This is a genomic window from Gorillibacterium timonense (assembly GCF_001457415.1).
In the GTDB taxonomy this organism is placed as follows: Bacteria; Bacillota; Bacilli; order Paenibacillales; family NBRC-103111; genus Gorillibacterium; species Gorillibacterium timonense.
The window spans coordinates 14,987-35,373 of sequence record NZ_LN881719.1 but is presented as its reverse complement, the minus strand read 5'-3'; the positions used below and the strand labels follow the sequence as shown (position 1 = coordinate 35,373).

General features: G+C 54.6%; 19 protein-coding genes and 1 other annotated feature. All 19 genes read right to left on the bottom strand.

The window, feature by feature from the left end:
• Positions 1-90: 90 nt before the first annotated feature.
• The 19 genes from rpoC to gltX all read right to left on the bottom strand — a co-directional run bounded on the left by rpoC (position 91) and on the right by gltX (position 20,379).
• Entirely contained in the window at positions 91-3,744 is a 3,654-nt protein-coding gene (rpoC, locus tag BN2684_RS00250) for a DNA-directed RNA polymerase subunit beta' (protein WP_058300188.1), read from the bottom strand.
• A gap of 155 nt (positions 3,745-3,899) precedes the next feature.
• Entirely contained in the window at positions 3,900-7,436 is a 3,537-nt protein-coding gene (gene rpoB, locus BN2684_RS00245) for a DNA-directed RNA polymerase subunit beta (RefSeq protein WP_058300187.1), read from the bottom strand.
• Between the two features lie 544 nt (positions 7,437-7,980).
• Positions 7,981-8,577: a class I SAM-dependent methyltransferase gene (locus tag BN2684_RS00240; RefSeq protein ID WP_058300186.1), complete on the bottom strand. Its 597-nt coding sequence runs from the start codon at positions 8,575-8,577 to the stop codon at positions 7,981-7,983.
• 80 nt (positions 8,578-8,657) lie between these two features.
• Positions 8,658-9,023, bottom strand: a complete 366-nt coding sequence (rplL, locus tag BN2684_RS00235) for a 50S ribosomal protein L7/L12 (protein WP_058300185.1) — start codon at positions 9,021-9,023, stop codon at positions 8,658-8,660.
• 86 nt (positions 9,024-9,109) lie between these two features.
• Entirely contained in the window at positions 9,110-9,622 is a 513-nt protein-coding gene (gene rplJ / locus BN2684_RS00230; RefSeq protein ID WP_058300184.1) for a 50S ribosomal protein L10, read from the bottom strand.
• 41 nt (positions 9,623-9,663) lie between these two features.
• Positions 9,664-9,813, bottom strand: a sequence feature (ribosomal protein L10 leader region).
• A gap of 43 nt (positions 9,814-9,856) precedes the next feature.
• Complete coding sequence (gene rplA, locus BN2684_RS00225) at positions 9,857-10,549, bottom strand: 50S ribosomal protein L1 (protein ID WP_058300235.1); 693 nt, start codon at positions 10,547-10,549, stop codon at positions 9,857-9,859.
• A 145-nt stretch (positions 10,550-10,694) separates the two neighbouring features.
• Positions 10,695-11,120, bottom strand: a complete 426-nt coding sequence (gene rplK, locus BN2684_RS00220) for a 50S ribosomal protein L11 (RefSeq protein WP_058300183.1) — start codon at positions 11,118-11,120, stop codon at positions 10,695-10,697.
• Between the two features lie 223 nt (positions 11,121-11,343).
• On the bottom strand, positions 11,344-11,877 hold the full coding sequence (gene nusG / locus BN2684_RS00215) for a transcription termination/antitermination protein NusG (RefSeq protein WP_058300182.1): 534 nt from the start codon (positions 11,875-11,877) through the stop codon (positions 11,344-11,346).
• 21 nt (positions 11,878-11,898) lie between these two features.
• Complete coding sequence (gene secE / locus BN2684_RS00210) at positions 11,899-12,111, bottom strand: preprotein translocase subunit SecE (protein ID WP_058300181.1); 213 nt, start codon at positions 12,109-12,111, stop codon at positions 11,899-11,901.
• A gap of 20 nt (positions 12,112-12,131) precedes the next feature.
• A complete protein-coding gene (gene rpmG / locus BN2684_RS00205; RefSeq protein ID WP_040953140.1) occupies positions 12,132-12,281 on the bottom strand; it encodes a 50S ribosomal protein L33 in 150 nt (49 codons plus the stop codon).
• Between the two features lie 345 nt (positions 12,282-12,626).
• Positions 12,627-13,646, bottom strand: coding sequence for an AraC family transcriptional regulator (locus BN2684_RS00200; RefSeq protein ID WP_148449835.1), 1,020 nt, complete (start codon positions 13,644-13,646; stop codon positions 12,627-12,629).
• Positions 13,647-13,704: 58 nt separating this feature from the next.
• A complete protein-coding gene (sigH, locus tag BN2684_RS00195; RefSeq protein WP_058300179.1) occupies positions 13,705-14,352 on the bottom strand; it encodes an RNA polymerase sporulation sigma factor SigH in 648 nt (215 codons plus the stop codon).
• 156 nt (positions 14,353-14,508) lie between these two features.
• Positions 14,509-15,015 carry an NYN domain-containing protein gene (locus BN2684_RS00190; protein WP_058300178.1) on the bottom strand — a complete coding sequence of 169 codons (507 nt, stop codon included), beginning with the start codon at positions 15,013-15,015 and terminating at the stop codon, positions 14,509-14,511.
• A gap of 7 nt (positions 15,016-15,022) precedes the next feature.
• A complete protein-coding gene (gene rlmB / locus BN2684_RS00185; RefSeq protein WP_058300177.1) occupies positions 15,023-15,763 on the bottom strand; it encodes a 23S rRNA (guanosine(2251)-2'-O)-methyltransferase RlmB in 741 nt (246 codons plus the stop codon).
• A 74-nt stretch (positions 15,764-15,837) separates the two neighbouring features.
• Complete coding sequence (locus BN2684_RS00180; protein ID WP_234340119.1) at positions 15,838-16,257, bottom strand: Mini-ribonuclease 3; 420 nt, start codon at positions 16,255-16,257, stop codon at positions 15,838-15,840.
• Positions 16,258-16,271: 14 nt separating this feature from the next.
• The gene (gene cysS, locus BN2684_RS00175) at positions 16,272-17,729 is read right to left on the bottom strand and encodes a cysteine--tRNA ligase (RefSeq protein WP_058300175.1); all 1,458 of its coding nucleotides are present in this window, start codon (positions 17,727-17,729) and stop codon (positions 16,272-16,274) included.
• Positions 17,726-18,400: a serine O-acetyltransferase gene (gene cysE / locus BN2684_RS00170; protein WP_058300174.1), complete on the bottom strand. Its 675-nt coding sequence runs from the start codon at positions 18,398-18,400 to the stop codon at positions 17,726-17,728. Before cysE ends, cysS begins: the two co-directional genes overlap by 4 nt.
• Before the next feature lie 128 nt (positions 18,401-18,528).
• Complete coding sequence (locus BN2684_RS00165) at positions 18,529-18,810, bottom strand: hypothetical protein (RefSeq protein ID WP_058300173.1); 282 nt, start codon at positions 18,808-18,810, stop codon at positions 18,529-18,531.
• A gap of 102 nt (positions 18,811-18,912) precedes the next feature.
• On the bottom strand, positions 18,913-20,379 hold the full coding sequence (gene gltX, locus BN2684_RS00160; protein WP_058300172.1) for a glutamate--tRNA ligase: 1,467 nt from the start codon (positions 20,377-20,379) through the stop codon (positions 18,913-18,915).
• Positions 20,380-20,387 lie beyond the last annotated feature (8 nt).

Here is a 20,387-nt window from a genome sequence, read left to right as displayed (position 1 = left end):
TGTCAAGAAAAGTTCGTGCTTTCTGTGGAGAAAGTGAACGATTCTTGACACGGCTTAAGGGTTATCCCCAGGGGGATAGCTTATATCTACTTACTGAACTTCTACAGCGTCGGCTTGCTCGGCCGTCTCGCCCGAGCCTAAGGCCTGTTCCGCAGCTTCCGGTTCGCCGAGCGCTCCGTTGGCATCGCTTAAACGGATATTGCGGTAGCGTGCCATCCCGGTTCCAGCCGGAATCAGCTTGCCGATGATGACATTTTCCTTGAGGCCAAGCAATTTGTCCACTTTGCCCTTGATCGCTGCGTCCGTGAGAACCCGGGTCGTCTCCTGGAAGGATGCTGCGGAGAGGAAGGAATCCGTTTCAAGCGATGCCTTCGTGATCCCGAGCAGAACCGGTTTGGCTACAGCGGGCTCATCACCACCAAGCAGAGCTTCCAGGTTGGCCGCTTCATATTCATGCATGTCGACGAAGGAACCGGGCAGAAGCGTTGTGTGACCCGCGTCGATAACGCGAATCTTACGCAGCATTTGCCGGATCATGACCTCGACGTGCTTGTCATTAATTTCTACACCTTGGTTCCGGTATACGCGCTGGACTTCCTGAAGAATGTAGTTCTGCACGCCGCGAATTCCCTTGATGCGGAGCATGTCTTTCGGGTCGATGGAGCCTTCGGTGAGCTCATCTCCCGCTTCAACCTGCTGGTCTTTGTAGACGCGGATCCGGGATCCGTAGGTAACCGAATATACCTTGGACTCGGCTTCGCCCTGAATTTCGATCTCACGGCGATCTTTCGCTTCGCGAATGTCCTTCACGACGCCGTCGACTTCGGAGATGATCGCTTGGCCCTTCGGATTCCGAGCTTCAAAGAGCTCCTGAATCCGGGGAAGACCTTGCGTGATATCGTCTCCGGCAACGCCTCCGGTATGGAACGTACGCATCGTGAGCTGGGTTCCCGGCTCTCCGATGGATTGGGCGGCGATGATGCCGACCGCTTCTCCGATCTCCACATGATCGCCGGTCGCCAGATTGCGTCCATAGCACTTCTTGCAGACGCCATGACGAGCGCGGCAGCTGAGAACGGAACGAATCTGCACCTTTTCGATGCCGGCATTGATAATCTCATCCGCGATAGAGGGCTCGATCAACTCGTTGCGGCGGACAATGATTTCGCCCGTCTGCGGGTGCTTGACGGTTTCGAAAGCATAGCGCCCTTCAATCCGGTCGTACAGCTCCTCAATGATTTCCTTGCCGTCCTGTATGCGGCTGACGGAGAAGCCCTTGTCGGTTCCGCAGTCATCTTCGCGTACGATGACATCCTGCGCGACGTCGACGAGACGGCGGGTCAGGTAGCCTGAGTCAGCGGTACGGAGCGCGGTATCGGCAAGACCCTTCCGGGCGCCGTGCGTCGAGATGAAGTACTCGAGGACCGTCAGGCCTTCGCGGAAGTTCGAGATGATCGGCAGCTCGTAAATCCGTCCGGTCGGCGTAGCCATCAGGCCGCGCATCCCGCCGAGCTGGGTGATCTGAGATTTGTTACCCCGCGCTTTCGATTCGACCATCATGTTGATCGAATTGAACTTGTCGAGCGACTTCATCAGGATATCGGTCAGTTCGTCCTTCGTCCGACTCCAGATGGCGATGACGCGGGTATAGCGTTCTTCATCGGTGATGAGCCCGCGGCGATATTGGTTCGTAACCGTGCGGACCTTCTCGTCGGATTCCTTGATGATGCGCGCTTTATCCTGCGGAATCGTTACGTCAGAGACGGCGATGGAAATACCGGCTTTGGTCGAATAGGTAAAGCCATTTTGCTTGATACGGTCGAGAATGACCGAGGTTTCCGTCGTCTTGTAGCGGCGGAAGCATTCGGCGATGATCGAACCGAGGTACTCCTTGCCGACGCCCTTCGTTTCCGGAGCGTTTGCAATGCGCTCTTGAATGTCGGCGCCCTTCTCAAACACAAAGTGCTTGTCGGAGATGCCGTTCAAGAGGTTTTCCTTGGTCGCTTCGTTGATGTATGGGAAATCGTCCGGGTAGATTTCATTAAAGATAATCTTCCCGATCGTGGTGATCACCATGGCATTTTGCTGCTCGGGCGTAAAGCTCGTCTTGTGCAGAATGCGAGCAGGAACTGCTACTACAGCGTGCAAGGAAGCAATGCCGCGTTGGTACAGGGAGACGGCTTCATGAATCGAGCCGATAACCGCACCCGTACCCTTCGCTTCCTTGTCGGACAAGGTCAGGTAGAAGCTGCCAAGAACCATATCCTGCGAAGGCGTAACGACCGGTTTGCCGTCCTTCGGGTTCAGAATGTTGCCCGAAGCAAGCATGAGCAGGCGGGCTTCCGCTTGAGCTTCTGCCGAAAGCGGAACGTGGACAGCCATTTGGTCACCGTCGAAGTCAGCGTTATACGCCGTACAAACGAGCGGATGAAGCTTTATGGCTTTGCCTTCGACCAGAATCGGCTCGAACGCTTGAATCCCCAGTCTGTGCAGCGTGGGGGCACGGTTCAGGAGAACCGGATGCTCCTTGATGACTTCTTCGAGAACGTCCCAAACTTCACCGCTGCTGCGCTCAACCTTACGCTTCGCGCTCTTGATGTTGTGAGCGAGTCCCTTGTTGACGAGCTCTTTCATGACGAACGGCTTGAACAGCTCGAGTGCCATTTCCTTCGGAAGACCGCATTGGTACATCTTCAGGTTCGGGCCGACAACGATAACGGAACGGCCGGAATAGTCAACCCGTTTGCCGAGCAGGTTTTGCCGGAAACGGCCTTGTTTCCCCTTCAGCATATGGGACAGGGATTTGAGCGGACGGTTGCCGGGACCCGTAACCGGGCGGCCGCGGCGGCCGTTGTCGATCAAAGCGTCAACGGCTTCTTGAAGCATCCGCTTTTCATTCTGCACAATGATGTCCGGAGCGCCCAGATCAAGCAGACGTTTCAGACGGTTGTTCCGATTGATTACACGACGATAAAGATCGTTCAAGTCAGACGTAGCGAAACGGCCGCCATCCAGCTGAACCATCGGACGAAGCTCCGGAGGAATGACCGGAAGCACATCGAGGACCATCCAGTCCGGCTTGTTCTTGGAGTTGCGGAACGCTTCGATGACCTCAAGGCGTTTGATCGCCCGGTTGCGGCGTTGGCCTTGTGCCGTGCGAAGCTCTTCTTTGAGCATTTCCAGCTCGCGATCGAGATCGATGTCCTGCAGAAGCTTTTTAACGGCTTCCGCACCCATGCCAGCTTGGAAGGCATACCCGTATTTCTCACGGTAGCTGCGGTATTCCTTCTCGGACAGGAGCTGCTTCTTCTCAAGAGGCGTGTCTCCCGGATCGGTTACGACATAGGATGCAAAGTAGATGACTTCTTCCAGAGAACGCGGGGACATATCAAGAGCAAGACCCATGCGGCTCGGAATGCCTTTGAAGTACCAGATATGGGATACCGGAGCAGCGAGCTCGATGTGGCCCATGCGTTCGCGACGAACCTTCTGGCGGGTAACTTCAACTCCGCAGCGGTCGCAGACAACGCCTTTGTAGCGCACTCTCTTGTACTTGCCGCAATGGCACTCCCAGTCCTTCGTCGGTCCGAAGATCTTTTCGCAGAAGAGACCTTCTTTTTCCGGCTTCAGCGTCCGGTAGTTGATCGTTTCAGGCTTTTTGACTTCGCCGCGGGACCAGGAGCGAATCTTCTCCGGTGAGGCGAGGCCGATTTTCATGTATTCAAAATTGTTAACGTCGATCAAGGAGCAACCCTCCTCAAGATTGAAAAGCTAGGGAAACGGAAATGACACGGTGGCTTGCCGAAGGCCCCGGGCTTCTCCTACGAATACCGGGGCGCTTCAACAAAGCGATAAATTATGGTACGGCTGATGGAGCCGTGACTAAGTGGGACCGGGAGTTATTCGACGCCGTATTCCGCGCCTTCGAGATTGAGGTTCAGCTTATCGCCGCTGACGTCGTCCTCGTCGTCGAGCTCTTTCATTTCGATCTCCTCTTCGTTCTCGGAGAGGATCTTGACATCCATGCCAAGACTTTGCAGTTCCTTGATGAGAACCTTGAAGGATTCCGGTACGCCCGGCTCCGGTACGTTCTCGCCTTTGACGATGGATTCATAGGTTTTGACGCGGCCGACCACATCGTCGGACTTCACGGTCAAAATTTCTTGCAGTGTATAAGCGGCGCCGTAGGCTTCCAGCGCCCATACTTCCATTTCCCCGAACCGCTGGCCGCCGAACTGGGCTTTACCGCCGAGAGGCTGCTGGGTGACGAGAGAGTACGGACCCGTCGAACGGGCATGGATCTTGTCATCGACCATGTGCGCCAGCTTGATCATGTACATGACGCCGACGGTGACTTCGCGCTCGAATTCCTCGCCGGTGCGGCCGTCGTACAGCTTGGTCTTACCGTTTCGCTGCATACCGGCTTCCACCATCGTATCGAACACGTCATTTTCATGCGCGCCGTCGAAGACCGGCGTAGCCACGTGAATGCCGAGGCCGCGAGCTGCCATGCCGAGATGGACTTCAAGCACCTGCCCGATGTTCATCCGGGACGGAACCCCGAGAGGGTTCAGCACGACTTGAACCGGCGTGCCGTCCGGCATGAAAGGCATGTCTTCTTCCGGAAGAATCCGGGCGACGACCCCTTTGTTCCCGTGGCGGCCGGCCATCTTATCGCCTTCGGAGATCTTCCGCTTTTGCGCGATGTAGACGCGCACCAACTGGTTGACTCCAGGCGGCAACTCGTCGCCGTTCTCGCGGGTAAAGACCTTCACGTCCACGACGATCCCGTCGGTGCCGTGAGGAACGTGCAGCGAGGTGTCGCGCACTTCGCGCGCCTTCTCGCCAAAGATCGCATGCAGCAGGCGCTCTTCCGCCGTCAGCTCGGTTACGCCCTTCGGCGTTACTTTGCCAACAAGGATATCGCCAGCCGCGATTTCCGCGCCGACGCGGATGATTCCGCGCTCGTCGAGATTCTTGAGCGCTTCTTCCCCGACGTTCGGGATATCGCGGGTGATTTCTTCCGGTCCGAGCTTCGTGTCCCGGGCTTCGGACTCATATTCCTCGATATGGATCGAGGTATAGACATCTTCCTTGACGAGCTTCTCGGACAGCAGGATCGCATCCTCGTAGTTGTACCCTTCCCAGGTCATGAAGGCGACGACCACGTTGCGGCCGAGCGCGAGTTCGCCCTGTTCGGTGGAAGGTCCATCGGCGAGGATATCGCCGGCTTTCACGATTTCGCCGCGGAAGACGAGCGGACGTTGATTAATGCAGGTTCCTTGGTTGGAACGTTCGAACTTGTGCAGCTTGTATTTATCCAGGTTGCCGGTAACGACCTTGCCATCGATGGTTTCCTGACGGCGGAGCCAAATCTCATTGGCAGACGCCCGTTCAATAACACCATCATGCTTCGCAACGATGCAGACGCCGGAGTCCTTCGCCGCTTTGTGTTCCATGCCCGTACCTACAAAGGGCGAGCGAGGAACGAGCAGCGGAACGGCCTGCCGCTGCATGTTGGATCCCATGAGCGCGCGGTTCGAGTCATCGTTTTCCAAGAAGGGGATGAGCGCCGTTGCGACCGAAACGACCTGTTTCGGAGAGACGTCCATGTAATCGACGCGTTCGCGCGGCAAGGTCAGGATTTCATCCTTGAACCGGACGATAACCGACTCGTCCTGGAAACCGTACTCTTCGGTGAGCACCGCGTTCGCCTGAGCAACAACATAGTTATCTTCTTCATCGGCGGTCAGGTAGTCGATATGTTCCGTGACGATTCCCGTCTTCGGATCAACACGACGGTAAGGCGCTTCGATAAATCCGTATTCGTTGATACGCGCAAAGGTCGACAACGAGTTGATCAGACCGATGTTCGGACCTTCAGGCGTTTCGATCGGGCACATCCGGCCGTAGTGGGACGGGTGAACGTCACGCACTTCCATGCCGGCCCGTTCCCGGGTCAGACCGCCCGGTCCGAGCGCGGACAAACGGCGTTTGTGCGTGAGCTCGGCTAGAGGGTTCGTCTGGTCCATGAACTGGGACAACTGGGAGCTGCCGAAGAACTCTTTGATGGAAGCGATGACGGGACGAATGTTGATCAACGCTTGCGGCGTAATGACATTGGCGTCCTGAATCGACATACGCTCGCGAACAACACGTTCCATACGGGACAACCCGATGCGGAACTGGTTCTGCAAGAGCTCACCAACGGAGCGAAGACGACGGTTGCCCAAGTGGTCGATGTCGTCGATGTTTCCGATGCCGTGCAGCAGGTTGATGAAATAGTTAATCGACGCGATGATATCCGCCGGCGTGATATGCTTCACCGACTTGTCGATGATCGCGTTGGAGATCACCTTGATCACCTTGCCATCCTCTTGAGGAGAATAAACGTTGACGACCTGCAGCGGAATGTCGTCCGTTTCGGAGACACCGCCCGCCACCGGGAAAGTCGTGCCGTTCAGATTCTTCTCTAGGTGAGGCAGAATCTGATCGAGCAGGCGCCGGTCAAGCATCTGACCCGATTCCGCCAAGATTTCGCCGGTTTCCGGATCCACCAGCGTTTCTGCCAGACGTTGATTGAACAGGCGGTTCTTGATGTGGAGCTTCTTATTAATTTTGTAACGGCCGACATTGGCCAGATCGTAGCGTTTTGGATCGAAAAAGCGAGCCACGAGCAAGCTCTTGGCATTGTCGAGCGTAGGCGGTTCGCCCGGACGCAAGCGCTCGTAGATTTCGATCAGCGCTTTTTCGGTAGAGTCGGTATTATCCTTGTCCAGCGTATTACGGATAAACTCGTCATCTCCGAGAAGGTCGAGGATTTCGGCGTCCGTGCCGAAGCCAAGTGCCCGCAAAAGCACCGTAACCGGAATCTTCCGCGTGCGATCAATCCGCACATAGATGATATCTTTTGCGTCGGTTTCCAGCTCGAGCCAGGCACCGCGGTTTGGAATTACCGTAGCCGTGAAGGTCTTTTTCGCATTTTTATCGGTCTTCGTGCTGAAATAGACGCTGGGGGAACGAACGAGCTGACTGACGATAACGCGTTCCGCACCGTTGATAATAAAGGTACCGGTGTCGGTCATAAGCGGGAAATCGCCCATGAACACTTCCTGTTCCTTTACTTCCCCGGTCTCCTTATTGATCAGGCGGACTTTGACTCGGAGAGGAGCTGCGAACGTGACGTCGCGCTCTTTGGAATCGTCCACGGTGTACTTGGGCTCACCGAGGCTGTAATCGATAAACTCCAACACCAGATTGCCCGTAAAGTCCTGAATCGGGGAAATATCCTGGAACATTTCCCGCAGGCCTTCATCCAGAAACCATTGATAGGATTTCTGTTGAATTTCAATCAGGTTCGGGACTTCCAAGACTTCGTTGATCCGCGCGTAGCTTCTGCGAGTGCGTCGTCCGAATTGTACAAGATGACCTGCCAACTTTTCTTCACCCCTTGTGTCTACTCAATGAAACGAATCAGCTATTCGAAAATGCGTTTCCTAGAGAGGAAGCGCCCTTTCGGACAGCGATAAAACAAGAAAAAGCTTCAATGATGAAGCCTTCCGCGACTTCACCTGCCGATGATCCGGGGCACAAGTCTTTCTTTTGATGTGCGGCCGGGCTTATGCGACTTTCGATCTCTCCTATTGATCAACGAAGCGCAAGCACCTGATCGACCTGACTCTAGGAAAAACATATCCCGCATGCCCATCGATGTTGAAAACGGCCGAGTCTCCTACTCTGTAGATATTGCCCAAAAACCGATTATTATACGCCATTCGGGCAAACTTTATGCACAAGCCCTCTTTCGCTCGAATCCTCCGCCGGCCGGCAGCTCAAATCCGGAAGCTAGAAAAGGCTTGACATTTTAGTCAACTAAAGACATGGAGCCCATTTTATACTGACATTTAATTATGATACCACAAAGCAAATAGAGAGTCAACCGTAAAGATGACCCCCCCTTTTTCACTGCTAGAACCTTCGCTACTTCTCACAGACGATGATTCGATAGCCTTTGTCTTTCTCCACCTCGCGAACGGAGGTGAACATCGTCTCCAGCTTCGCAAAGGCGGAAGGAGCGCCTTGTTTCTTTTGAATGACCACCCACAGCTTGCCTCCCGGAACGAGACATTCCGCTGCTTCTTCGAAGATCCGATGAACGACTTCCTTGCCCGCACGAATCGGCGGATTGGTGAGCACGCAATCAAACGAACGACCTTTAACAGCCGTAACCCCGTCGCTCACGAAAACCTCCGTATTCCCGATACCGTTCATCCGAGCGTTTTCCCGGCTCAGTTCGACCGCCCGCTCGTTGACATCCAACATGGTAACGGTTGAAGACGGGGAGAGTGTCGCGGCCGTCAAACCGATCGGGCCATATCCGCAACCGACATCAAGCACTCTAGCGCCATCCGGAATCTCCATGCAGCGGATAAGCGCTTTGCTTCCGTAGTCTACTCCACCTTTGGAGAAAACTCCGGCATCCGTTACAAAAGTAAATTCAATCCCCCGAAGCGTTTCCTTCAAGGTCCGGGTATCGTGCTTTACGGTCGGTTTTCCGGTGTAATAGTGCTCGCTCATGCGGGATCTCCTGCCCTAAGGTGATGGATAAAAACCCCCTTGAAGTCGACCTTCAAGGGGGTTCTATTCAAGGACCAACCTTATTTAACTTCTACGGTTGCGCCAGCTTCGGTCAGCTTAGCTTTGATAGCTTCGGCGTCTTCCTTGGATACTTTTTCTTTGACCGGTTTCGGTGCGCCGTCAACCAGATCCTTGGCTTCTTTCAGGCCAAGACCGGTGATTTCGCGAACGACTTTGATGACGTTGATCTTGGATGCGCCAGCGTTGGCGAGGATAACGTCGAATTCGCTTTGTTCTTCTGCTTCAGCAGCAACGGCTCCGCCGCCAATTACGGCAACAGGGGCAGCTGCGGTTACGCCGAATTCTTCTTCGATGGCTTTCACGAGATCGTTCAGTTCCAGAACGGTCATGCCTTTGATGGCTTCAAGGATTTGCTCTTTGCTCATGGTAAACCTCCATGGATTCGTATTTGGTGCTTCGTTCGAAGCGAAAGATCTTGCAGATGATCAGCTATCCAGCAGGCGCGAGAAGCTTACGCTTCTTGTGCTCCGCCTTCTTGCTTCTCGGATACAGCTTTGACTGCCAACGCGATGTTGCGCATCGGAGCTTGCAGTACGGAAAGCAGCATGGACAGAAGTCCTTCGCGGGAAGGAAGATCAGCCAGTGCTTTGATTTGGTCAAATCCTACGACTTTGCCTTCAACGACGCCGCCTTTGATGTTCAGCTTGTCGTTTTTCTTAGCGAAGTCAGAAAGGACTTTGGCCGGTGCTATCGCGTCTTCTTTGCTGAACGCGATGGCGGTCGGGCCGGTCAGATATTGGTCAAGCTCGGACAGCTCGGCTTCTGCCGTAGCCCGGCGAACCAGGGTATTCTTCAGAACTTCGAATTCTACGCCAGCTTGGCGAAGTTGCTTGCGAAGCTCGGTTACCTGGGATACGTTCAAGCCGCGGTAGTCCACTACAACCGTCGTGGAGCTATCCTTCAGCTTGCCGGACACTTCCGAAACTTGCTCTTGTTTCCCTTCCAAAATCTTTGCGTTTGCCATCGTTACACCTCCTGTTACTGTCGTCCTGCCATGGATTCCCCGATCGTATAAGAAGGGCCTCCGTGCATCCGCACGAAGGCCCGAAATTCGATGTTCACAATGGAACCGCCGAACTGTATTCGAACGCCTCGGGAGGAAATTAAGCCCGACACGCGGGCACCTACTGTCTACGGCAGACTATTCAATTCCAAAAACCTTATCCAGAATAGCAGACGGGATAACCCGTGTCAAGGCTTATCTGAAGGATTGGAGATTCAGCTTGACGCTCGGTCCCATGGTAGACGCAACCGCAGCGCTCTTCAGGTATACCCCTTTGGCGGCAGCAGGTTTCGAACGAACCAGGGCTTCGATCAGAGAGCGCAAGTTATCGGACAGCTGTTGCTCCGAGAAGGACGCTTTGCCGATCGGGGCATGAATCTGACCCGCGCGGTCCAAGCGGTACTCGATCTTACCAGCTTTGATTTCTTGCACAGCCTTCGTCACGTCGAACGTAACGGTACCGGCTTTCGGGTTCGGCATAAGGCCCTTACCCCCGAGCAGACGGCCCAGTTTCCCGACTTCGCTCATCATGTCCGGCGTAGCTACGCAGACGTCGAAGTCGAACCAGCCTTGCTGAATCTTGTTGATCATATCTTGGTCACCGACAAAATCGGCGCCGGCTTGTTCCGCTTCCTTGGCTTTGTCGCCTTTGGCGAAAACGAGCACACGCTTCGTTTTACCGGTTCCGTGCGGCAGTACTACGACACCGCGGACGGCTTGGTCTTGTTTCTTCGGGTCAACTCCGAGACGGATAGCCGCTTCGACGGTTTCGTCGAATTTGGCCGTCGCGTTCTTCTTGACCGCGGTCACCGCGTCGAGAAGCTCATAAAGAGCGTCTTGATCGATGGTCTTGACCGCTTCGGCATATTTCTTACCATGCTTCGGCACGTCTTGTTCCTCCTTTGTGGTGTTAACGGAATATCCTCCCACATACGGCTCCTGAGAGCCGATATCCAAATGGTAAACAGAAAGTCTCCTCACGGAGAGCGAATCAGTTTCGGGAAGCTTGCATTTGGATGGCTGCCAACCAGAATTAGTCGGCGATCGTGATGCCCATGCTGCGGGCGGTACCTTCGACCATGCGCATTGCGGCTTCAACCGATGCTGCGTTCAGGTCTTCCATTTTTTGCTCGGCGATTTCGCGGACTTTGTCGCGCTTTACCGTAGCAACTTTTTTCTTGTTCGGTTCGCCGGAACCTTTGGCAACACCGGCTGCAACGCGAAGAAGAACGGCTGCGGGCGGAGTCTTCGTAACGAACGTGAAGGAACGGTCTTCGAACACGCTGATGACAACCGGGATAATCAGGCCGGCTTGATCGGCGGTACGAGCGTTGAATTCCTTACAGAACGCCATGATGTTCACGCCTGCTTGACCGAGGGCCGGACCGATAGGCGGAGCCGGATTCGCTTTCCCTGCGGGAACTTGCAGTTTGACCATTTTGATAACTTTCTTAGCCATGAGGGACACCTCCTTGCTGGAATGTGGTCGAACGGGTAAAACCCTCCCACCTAAGGCAAACGGCCTTTTTCACCAAGTACGGACGAATCCGCGGCAAAAAGAGAGCCGGTTAACCGCGCGCCACGCCGCTTAAACGGCGGGCATCCATGCGTCGTCCGAAGGACGATCGTGCGCAAAACTCGTTACAGGCCAGAGGCCGAGTGCCAACAGCGCCCGGTGTGTCCTATAATTTTTCCACCTGAGTGAAATCCAATTCAAGCGGAGTTTCGCGGCCAAACATGTTCACGTGCACCTTCAGTTTGTTCTTGTCGAACAAAATCTCTTCGACGGAACCCACGAAGTCGGCGAATGGTCCAACCTTCACGCGAACGGTTTCCTTGAGCTCAAAGTCGATCCGTGGTTTCGGTTCTTCAATGCCCATATGGCGAAGAATAGCCTCAACCTCTTCGGCCAGAAGCGGAGTCGGCTTGGAACCCGATCCGGTAGAGCCCACAAAGCCGGTAACGCCCGGAGTATTGCGGACCACGTACCAGGAGTCGTCGGTCTGAATCATTTCCACGAGTACATAACCCGGATAGACCTTGCGCATGACGGTTTTCTTCTTGCCGTCCTTGCTTACCACTTCCTCTTCCATCGGAACGAGGACGCGGAAGATCTTATCGGTCATGTTCATGGACTCGACGCGTTTCTCCAAGTTGGCCTTCACTTTGTTCTCATACCCGGAGTAGGTATGGACAACGTACCATCGTTTCTCCATGATCGTCTCCTTGCGTCACTCTTATTTAGTGACCAATCTCACGATCTCGGAAATAATCAAATCCAAGATAGTGAAATAGATTCCCACGAAAATGACCGTAGTGATAACCACGATCGTGTAGCTGGTCAATTCCTTACGCCCTGGCCATTTGACCTTGCGCAGTTCCGCCCAACTTTCCGCGAAGAAGGAAAACGTGGAGCTGAATCCTTGCTTCATTCTGGCTACGAATCCCACAACAGCACCTCCGTATTACCTTAACGGGTCTCGCGATGAAGCTGATGAGAATTGCAGAATTTGCAATATTTCTTCTTCTCCAAGCGGTCAGGGTTGTTACGCTTGTTCTTGTTGGACGTGTAGTTTCTTTGCTTACAGCTCGTACAAGCCAACGTGATAATAACCCGCATGGATCACACCTCCCGAGACAACCTGAATTAAAGAACCCCGATTGTCTTGAGTAGACTCCGACAAATAGGGTTACCTAAAATAATTTATCACAGTGTCAATCCTCTGTCAAGACGACATTGACGATTCTGTAAACTCTCAGGAGAGAGAAGGCATACCGGAGGTGCCTGTCGCGGAATGCGAAAAGGAGCGGAAAGAGGCGTTTCTTCTAGTATGGACGGGAAATAATGAAATCAAACACGGCTCTTGACCGGCATCCGAATTTGAAAGACTCTCTTCCTACCAAATATTTGATAAAGAGGACCGAACGAAAAGGGGGCTGCCTCTTTTCGTCCGGTCCTTACGCCCTACAGTGGTCTCACAGGGACGCAAATGTCCAGTGTAAACTTCCCTTCCGGATGATCCTCGGGACTGCCATGATACCACTCGAAGCATGGGCGGTCGTCCGTTGTATAGCCGCTCGCGGGTAGCCATTCTCCATATACCCAACTCCAAGCCTGTTGAAATTCATCTGCCCCGAGCACATAGCGGGCGAGTGCATATCGTCCGGCAGGTATGGTTAATTTTCCTACCTCGCCCGATATCTGCGTGTCTTCCGGTACCGTCAAGCATACGCTTATCCGTAGCTTATTCTCATCTGTGATTTCGGGGCTATCGTGATAAATGACCAGTGACTGAGTCTCGGGATAACGCACGAGACCCCGAGGACCCGCCCACTGATGCAGGGTACCGTGCAGTCTTTCGAACAGTTGGGAATCACCTTGATACGGTCCTACGTAGCGAAAATAAGCAACCGTCATGTCCGGCAAATCCTTCACTTCCACCGTTTGAGTCAAATTGTTGTTCATGGGAACCCTCCAGATATGAGAATGTGCTGCATATTCAATATACCTGGAGGGAAAACGACAATCTTTACGGTTATTGCGATTCATTTGACTCGAGCTGCTCTCCGCTTTGCTCTCCTTGCTATTTCGTTCCGTCAAGCAGCTCTCCGGTTCAGGAGACACCTTCTGACTGCGCCATTGTGTTGCGGAGACTCCAAAACAGGCGCGGAACGCTCTAGCGAATACGGAGGAGCTGGAAAAGCCATATTCCAAAGCGACTTCCGTGACCGTAAGCCCGGGATTTAGAAGGAGAAGAGAAGCACTTTTCTCCAGACGTAGACGTTGGATATAGTCAAATAAGGTTTCGCCCGTATAGGCATGAAACATTCGATGAAAGTGATATTTGGAGAACCCGGCGACTTCAGCCAACTCCTCAAGACTAAGCGCATCGGGTAAATGCATTTCTATGTAATCCATCACCCGGTTGATTCTCGCTGCATATTCCGCCGCATAGATACGGCCCGAATCTTGAATCTCCGTCACCAATCGCCCTGCCTCTCTCGCTCATAAAAAAGCATCTGTCCTCCGAAGGAACAGATGCTTAGTTCATATCCCGAACTTCCAAATACTTCTCCAGCTTGCGCTTTACCCGCTGCAGAGCATTGTCAATCGACTTCACGTGACGATCCAGATCGACAGCGATCTCCTGATAGGATCGGCCGTCCAGATAGAGCATGAGAACACGCCGTTCCAAATCGCTTAGAATCTCGCCCATCTTGTCTTCCAGACCGGAGAATTCTTCCTGATTAATGATAAGTTCTTCCGGATCGGTTACCTTTGGTCCGCAAATCACATCCAGCAGGGTGCGGTCCGACTCCTCGTCATAGATCGGCTTGTCCAGCGAGACATAGGAGTTGAGAGGAATATGCTTCTGGCGGGTGGCGGTCTTAATCGCCGTAATGATCTGTCTCGTGATGCACAGCTCGGCAAACGCCTTGAAGGAAGCGAGCTTGTCGCCCCGGAAATCCCGAATTGATTTGTACAGGCCGATCATGCCTTCCTGCACAATATCTTCCCGGTCCGCGCCGATTAAGAAATAAGACCGGGCCTTCGCCCGAACGAAATTCTTGTATTTGTTAATCAGGTGTTCCAGAGCATCGCTGTTCCCCGCTCTTACCGCCTCGACATTGTCCTCATCGGTCAAAAGGGCATAGTCCTGCTTTCTTAAATCATTGAGGTCAATACCCACGAAAATCCCTCCGGCTTGGCCTGTCAGGCAGCAATTGCAATTCGCAGAAAAATGGGAAAATAAGCAAACATATGAAATAAGTATACCTGATGCATCCGATTATCGTCAACCTGTTTCCCTTTGCCATTCCGCCGAAAATGCCCGATGGTACGGCATTTATTCCCGTCTCCATTTTTCAAACCGCTCCCGCAATTCGTCACTCAGCTTGCTATCGATGGTGTTGCCGGCCCGTTTCGATTCTTCCAGCTGCATGCGGACCTCCTTGCGGCTCTCTTTCACCTTCGAGAGGAGCTCCCGAGCGGGAAGCCGGAAAGCCCCTCTTCCGAAGATCACATGCTGCTCGGTCATATCGGATGTCGCCACATAAACGAGCCGACGCCTTCCCGTCAAGTCGGAGACAAGCCGCTCGATCAACTCGTCAGCCGTTTCCTTCTCTTTGGTATAGACCACCTGCAGGCGGCTCTGCTCGTACTTGCCGCCAACGCCGGGCACCTGATGGGCATCGAATACCAGATAGATCTTCATTCCGGAATAAGCTTGATAATCCGCCAAAATATCGATCAGCCGATCGCGGGCATCCTCCAAGCGGATATCTTTCAGACGGGCCAACTCCGGCCAGGCTCCGATCACATTGTAGCCGTCGACGATCAGATAGTCCTTCATCTCGGGCCTACTTGGCGATCCTGCGCTGGCGAACAACCTCGTACATGAACAGGGAAGCGGCCACGGAGGCGTTCAGCGAATTGATGCTTCCGAACATGGGGAGCTTGACGAGAAAATCGCATTTTTCCCGAATCAGCCGCCCCATCCCCTTGTTCTCATTGCCGATGACCAAAGCGAGAGGCATACGGAAATCGGTGCTGTAAATATCCTGAGTGGCGCTGCCGTCGGTGCCGGCAACCCAAATGCCTTTTTCTTTCAGTTCATCGATGGTCTGCGCGAGATTGGTCACTTTGGCCACGGGCACGTATTCGATCGCGCCAGCTGATGTCTTAGAGACAGTAGCCGTAAGACCGACCGATCGGCGCTTCGGGATTATCACCCCGTGAACTCCCGTGCATTCTGCCGTTCGAAGAATGGACCCGAGGTTATGCGGGTCTTCAATCTCATCGAGCAGGAGGAGAAACGGCGGTTCTCCGCTGTCAGCGGCAGCCTGTAAAATGTCGTCGAGCTCGGCGTATTCGTATGCGGCCACCTGGGCGACGACACCTTGATGCTGTACGCCACCCGCCATCTGGTCCAGCTTGCGTTTGTCTGCCGTCTGGGTCACGATGCCAAGCGCCTTCGCCTCCGTCGCGATCGGAACGACCAGATGCTTCTGCGCTCCCTCCGCAAACCAGATTTTGTGAATCGCGCGGCCGGAGCGGAGAGCCTCCAGCACGGAGTGCTTGCCTGCCAAATATTCTTCCATGTTCGTTCTTCCTCTCTGTTCGTTCCGTCATTCTCAGAGAACCGGTAAGTCGAGGGCCGGTTGGCCGCCTCAACTTACCCGAGAATATCCGGATAGGAGCTGATGCTAATCATCAGCAGATCGTGCAGCCGGTCATATTGCTGGCGGTAATACAAATAGCCGATCAAGCATTCGAAGGCGGTGCTGTGCCGATAGACGAGCACATCCGTATTTTTCGGCACGGTTCCACTCTTTGCGTTGCGGCCGCGGCGCACTACCTCCTGCTCTTCTTCGGTCAGCAGCGGCAGCCACCGGTCCAGCGCCTTAGCCTGAGCTTTGGCGGAAACGTAGCGGCTCGCTTCCTTGTGGAGATGATGGGGCCGATGATTCGGCTGGGCGATGAGGTGCTGACGCACGAACAAATCGTAGATCGTATCTCCGATATAAGCGAGCGCGAGCGGATTCATCAGCTTGGGATCCTTAATCGGAGGAATAAACAGAGGTATGCTGTCCATCAGATCGGATCTCCTCATTTCCTGCGCCAACGGATGCCTTGGGGTGTATCCTCCAGAATGATTCCCCGCTCCGTAAGCTCGTTCCGGATTTCATCCGCACGTCCGAAATTGCGTGTCCGGCGGGCCTCCTGCCTATCCTCGATCAGCTGCTCAATCTCAGCGTCCTCCGCCGAGGGCTCCGCGCTGTACAAGAGGCCAAGAACCGAATCCATCCGTTCGAACCCCCGCCGCAAAATCTGCAGCACTTGAACGGAGGCCTGTTCGGCCAAGAGGTACTTGTTCGTCGCAGCGGCGAGATCGAACATGGCGGTAATCGCATCGGGTGTATTAAAATCGTCATCCATACGCGCGACAAAATCGTTCAATGCCCGGGAAGCTTCCCTTACGCTTTCCTCCGCATCATCCCGGTTGCCGTCGGCAATGAGGGCATCCAGGGCTTCGTCGCTGTCGGGCTTCCAGCCGGACTTCTCCTCCGTCAGGATCTGCAGCCGGTGGATGAGATTGGTGAAGCTGTTATTCAGCCGCTCCACTCCCGCCTCTCCCTGCTTGAGCGATTCGTCATTGAAGTTGATCGGATTGCGGTAATGCGTCGACAGGATGACATACCGGATGGCCTCCGGTTTGGCCGATTGCAGGATCGCACGGACGGAAAGGCCGTTTCCGAGCGACTTCGACATTTTTTCCCCGGCGATATTGAGATAGCGGTTGTGCATCCAATACCGGGCGAGAGGCTTGCCGGTCAGCGCTTCGGACTGAGCTGCTTCGCATTCATGATGCGGGAATTCCAAATCCTCTCCTCCGCCATGAATATCGATCGTCTCGCCCAAATACTTGGCCGCCATAGCCGAGCACTCGATGTGCCACCCTGGCCTCCCGTCGCCCCATGGGCTGGGCCAACGGATTTCGCCAGGCTTCGCTTTCTTCCAGAGGACGAAATCATGAGGGCTTTCCTTGCGCTCGTCGACCTCAATGCGGATGCCATGCTGCAGCTCATCCAGGTTCTTGTGCGAGATTTGCCCGTATTTCGGATAGGCTTTGGTCCGGAAGAAGACATCCCCGCCGCTCTCATAAGCAGAGCCATTCTCGACGAGGCCCGCGATGAAGGCGATGATCTCTTCAATGTTCTCCGTCACCCGCGGATGCAGCGCCTTATCAGCTCGGAGCGCTTCCGAGTCCTTCAAAAAAGCCTGGATATACGTGCTCGCAAGCTCGGGAACAGGAATTCCCCGCTCTTCCGAGCGCTTGATCAGCTTGTCGTCCACATCGGTGAAGTTAACGACATATTTCACGTCGTAACCCGAGAATTCCAGATAGCGCCGAACCGCGTCGAAGAAAATCACGGGACGGGAATTGCCGATGTGAATGTAGTCATAGACGGTCGGCCCGCAGACGTACATCCTTACTTTGCCCGGCTCGATCGGCCGGAACTCCTCCTTGGTTCTGGTCAGCGTATTGTAAATGCTCAGCGTCATAGTTTCCGCTCCTCTGTGTATTCGAGTACCTCTGCCCGTTCCCGCCTCTCCCGGGACAACGTTTCCTTCAATTCATCGATCTGCGCTTGCAGGGAGCGAAACAGCTCGCTTGAAGGGTCTGGCATGTCGGTGTGATTGAGCTTGTTCACCCTCACTCCGTCGCGCCTGACCACCCGGCCGGGATTGCCAACCACGGTACAACCCGCCGGCACCTCCTGAAGCACCACCGCATTCGCACCGATGCGAGAATTATCGCCCACCTTGAAGGAGCCGAGCACCTTGGCTCCCGACCCCACCACAACATTGCTGCCAATGGTCGGATGCCGCTTTCCCTTTTCCTTACCCGTTCCTCCGAGTGTGACGCCCTGGAACAGCACGACATCGTCGCCGATCTCACAGGTTTCCCCGATGACGACGCCCATGCCGTGATCGATGAACAGCCGACTGCCGATTTGGGCTCCCGGATGAATCTCAATGCCGGTCATAAAGCGTCCGAACTGGGAGATGGCTCTCGCAAGGGCGAAGCTGCGATGGCGGTAAAACCAATGAGCAATCCGGTGCAGCCAAATGGCGTGCAGACCGGAGTACGTAAGCACTACCTCCAGGACGGATCGAGCGGCCGGATCATTGTCGAACACGGCTGACAGATCCGAACGGATGCGTCGAAACATAGGACAACCCCCCCTGTACTCCCCTGAATTGGCGGTATTCGCCGTCTCTCTTGTTTCCTCTAGGGTTCATAGCTGCCGCCGGGACAGGTGTTTTACTGAAGGGCACCCTTCGACTTCGTTCGACTTGATCAGCCTTCCGACTTCAAAAAAAACGCCCCGGCAGCCTTGCGGCTGCAGAGACGCTTGATCACGCGGTTCCACTCTGCTTGAAGGTTGTCCTGCCGGTTCCGCCGCTCAAGCATAAGCTCGCGCATGCGCCAACCGGGAACTTCCTCCCCCTTGGCATCCGTATCGTGGATGTGACCGGCGGAATCTACGGTGAACCATTCGACTCCGCTGCTCCCGGGCGCATTTTCACGTCGGCGGGGAGGGATGACTTGCAGCCGGGTCCCTCTAGCGGGCCCGATCATCCTCTCTGTGCTCCCCTTCCGGCGGTACTTATCCGGTCATGGCATTCTCAGATGAACGGAATTTCTTCCGAATTTGTAATCAGTATATCCCACCCGACCGCGTTATGACAATAAGGCGGAGATGCGGGAAATGGTTTTTTCGCGGCCAAGCAAGGAGATCGTCTCGTTGAGGTCCGGACCGTGCATCTGCCCGGTGACCGCGACGCGGATCGTCATGAAGAGCTGCATCCCTTTGTAGCCCGTCGCCTTCTGCACGCTCTTCAGCATCGCTTTAACCGTTTCGGGGGCAAGGTAGCCTTCTTCATCCGCCGCTTTCAGCTCGTTCAACATGCCGCCAAGCACGACCGGAACATGCTCTCCGACGAGAACTTCCTTCGCTTCGTCATCCCGCTCGACAGCTTCCTCAAAGAACAAGCCGGTAAGGCCAACGATGTCCGCTCCGCAGGTCAGCTTGTCCTGGAACAGACGGATCAAGCGGCTTGCCCATTCCTTCTGCGCTTCATCCATCGTCTCGGGAAGCATGCCAGCCTCCTGCAGATGAGGCAGACAGAGAGCAATGATCCGCTCGGGCTCGGCGTTCTTGATGTATTGGCTGTTCATCCAAGCGAGCTTATGGGTGTCGAACATGGCCGGACTTTGCGACAGCCGTTCCGGATTGAAGGAGGTGATCAGCTCGTCCTTCGTGAAGATTTCGTTCTCTCCTTCGGGCGACCAGCCGAGAAGCGCGATGAAATTCATCATCGTCTCGGGGAGGTATCCGAGCTTGTCGTATTGGGCGATGAACTGAACGATCGATTCGTCGCGTTTGCTCAGCTTCTTGCGGTTTTCACCGACGATCAGAGTCATGTGCCCAAACACGGGCGCTGCCCAGCCGTACGCTTCGTAGATCATCAGTTGGCGCGGCGTGTTGGAGATATGCTCTTCCCCGCGCAGCACGTGAGAAATCTTCATGAGATGGTCATCGATGACGACGGCATAGTTGTAGGTGGGAATGCCGTCCTTCTTGACGATGACGAAATCGCCGATCTCTTCCGTCGTGAAGGAAATATCCCCCTTTACCATGTCATCGAACGTATACGTACGGCCTTCCGGCACCAGAAAACGGATGCTTGGCACCCGGCCTTCCGCTTCGAGCGCACGGCGCTGCTCTTCCGTCAGATGACGGCATTTGCCGGAGTAGCGCGGGGTTTCGCCTTTTTCCTTCTGCTCCTCGCGTTCCTGTTCCAGCTCTCCCTCTGTGCAATAGCACGGATATGCGAGCCCCTTATCCAGAAGCTCCTGCCAGTGCTGCCGGTATATGTCGAGGCGTTCCGTCTGCCGATAAGGGCCGTACGGTCCGCCGATATCCACGCTCTCGTCCCACTCCATGCCAAGCCATTTCAAGTATTTCAGCTGGCTTTCTTCTCCGCCGGCCACATTGCGCTTGAGGTCGGTGTCTTCAATCCGGATGATGAATTGGCCGCCGGCGTGGCGGGCAAACAAATAGTTGAACAGTGCCGTCCGGGTGTTACCGATATGCAAATGCCCTGTCGGGCTCGGTGCGTAGCGGACGCGAACTTGTTCCGTCATGGTCGTTC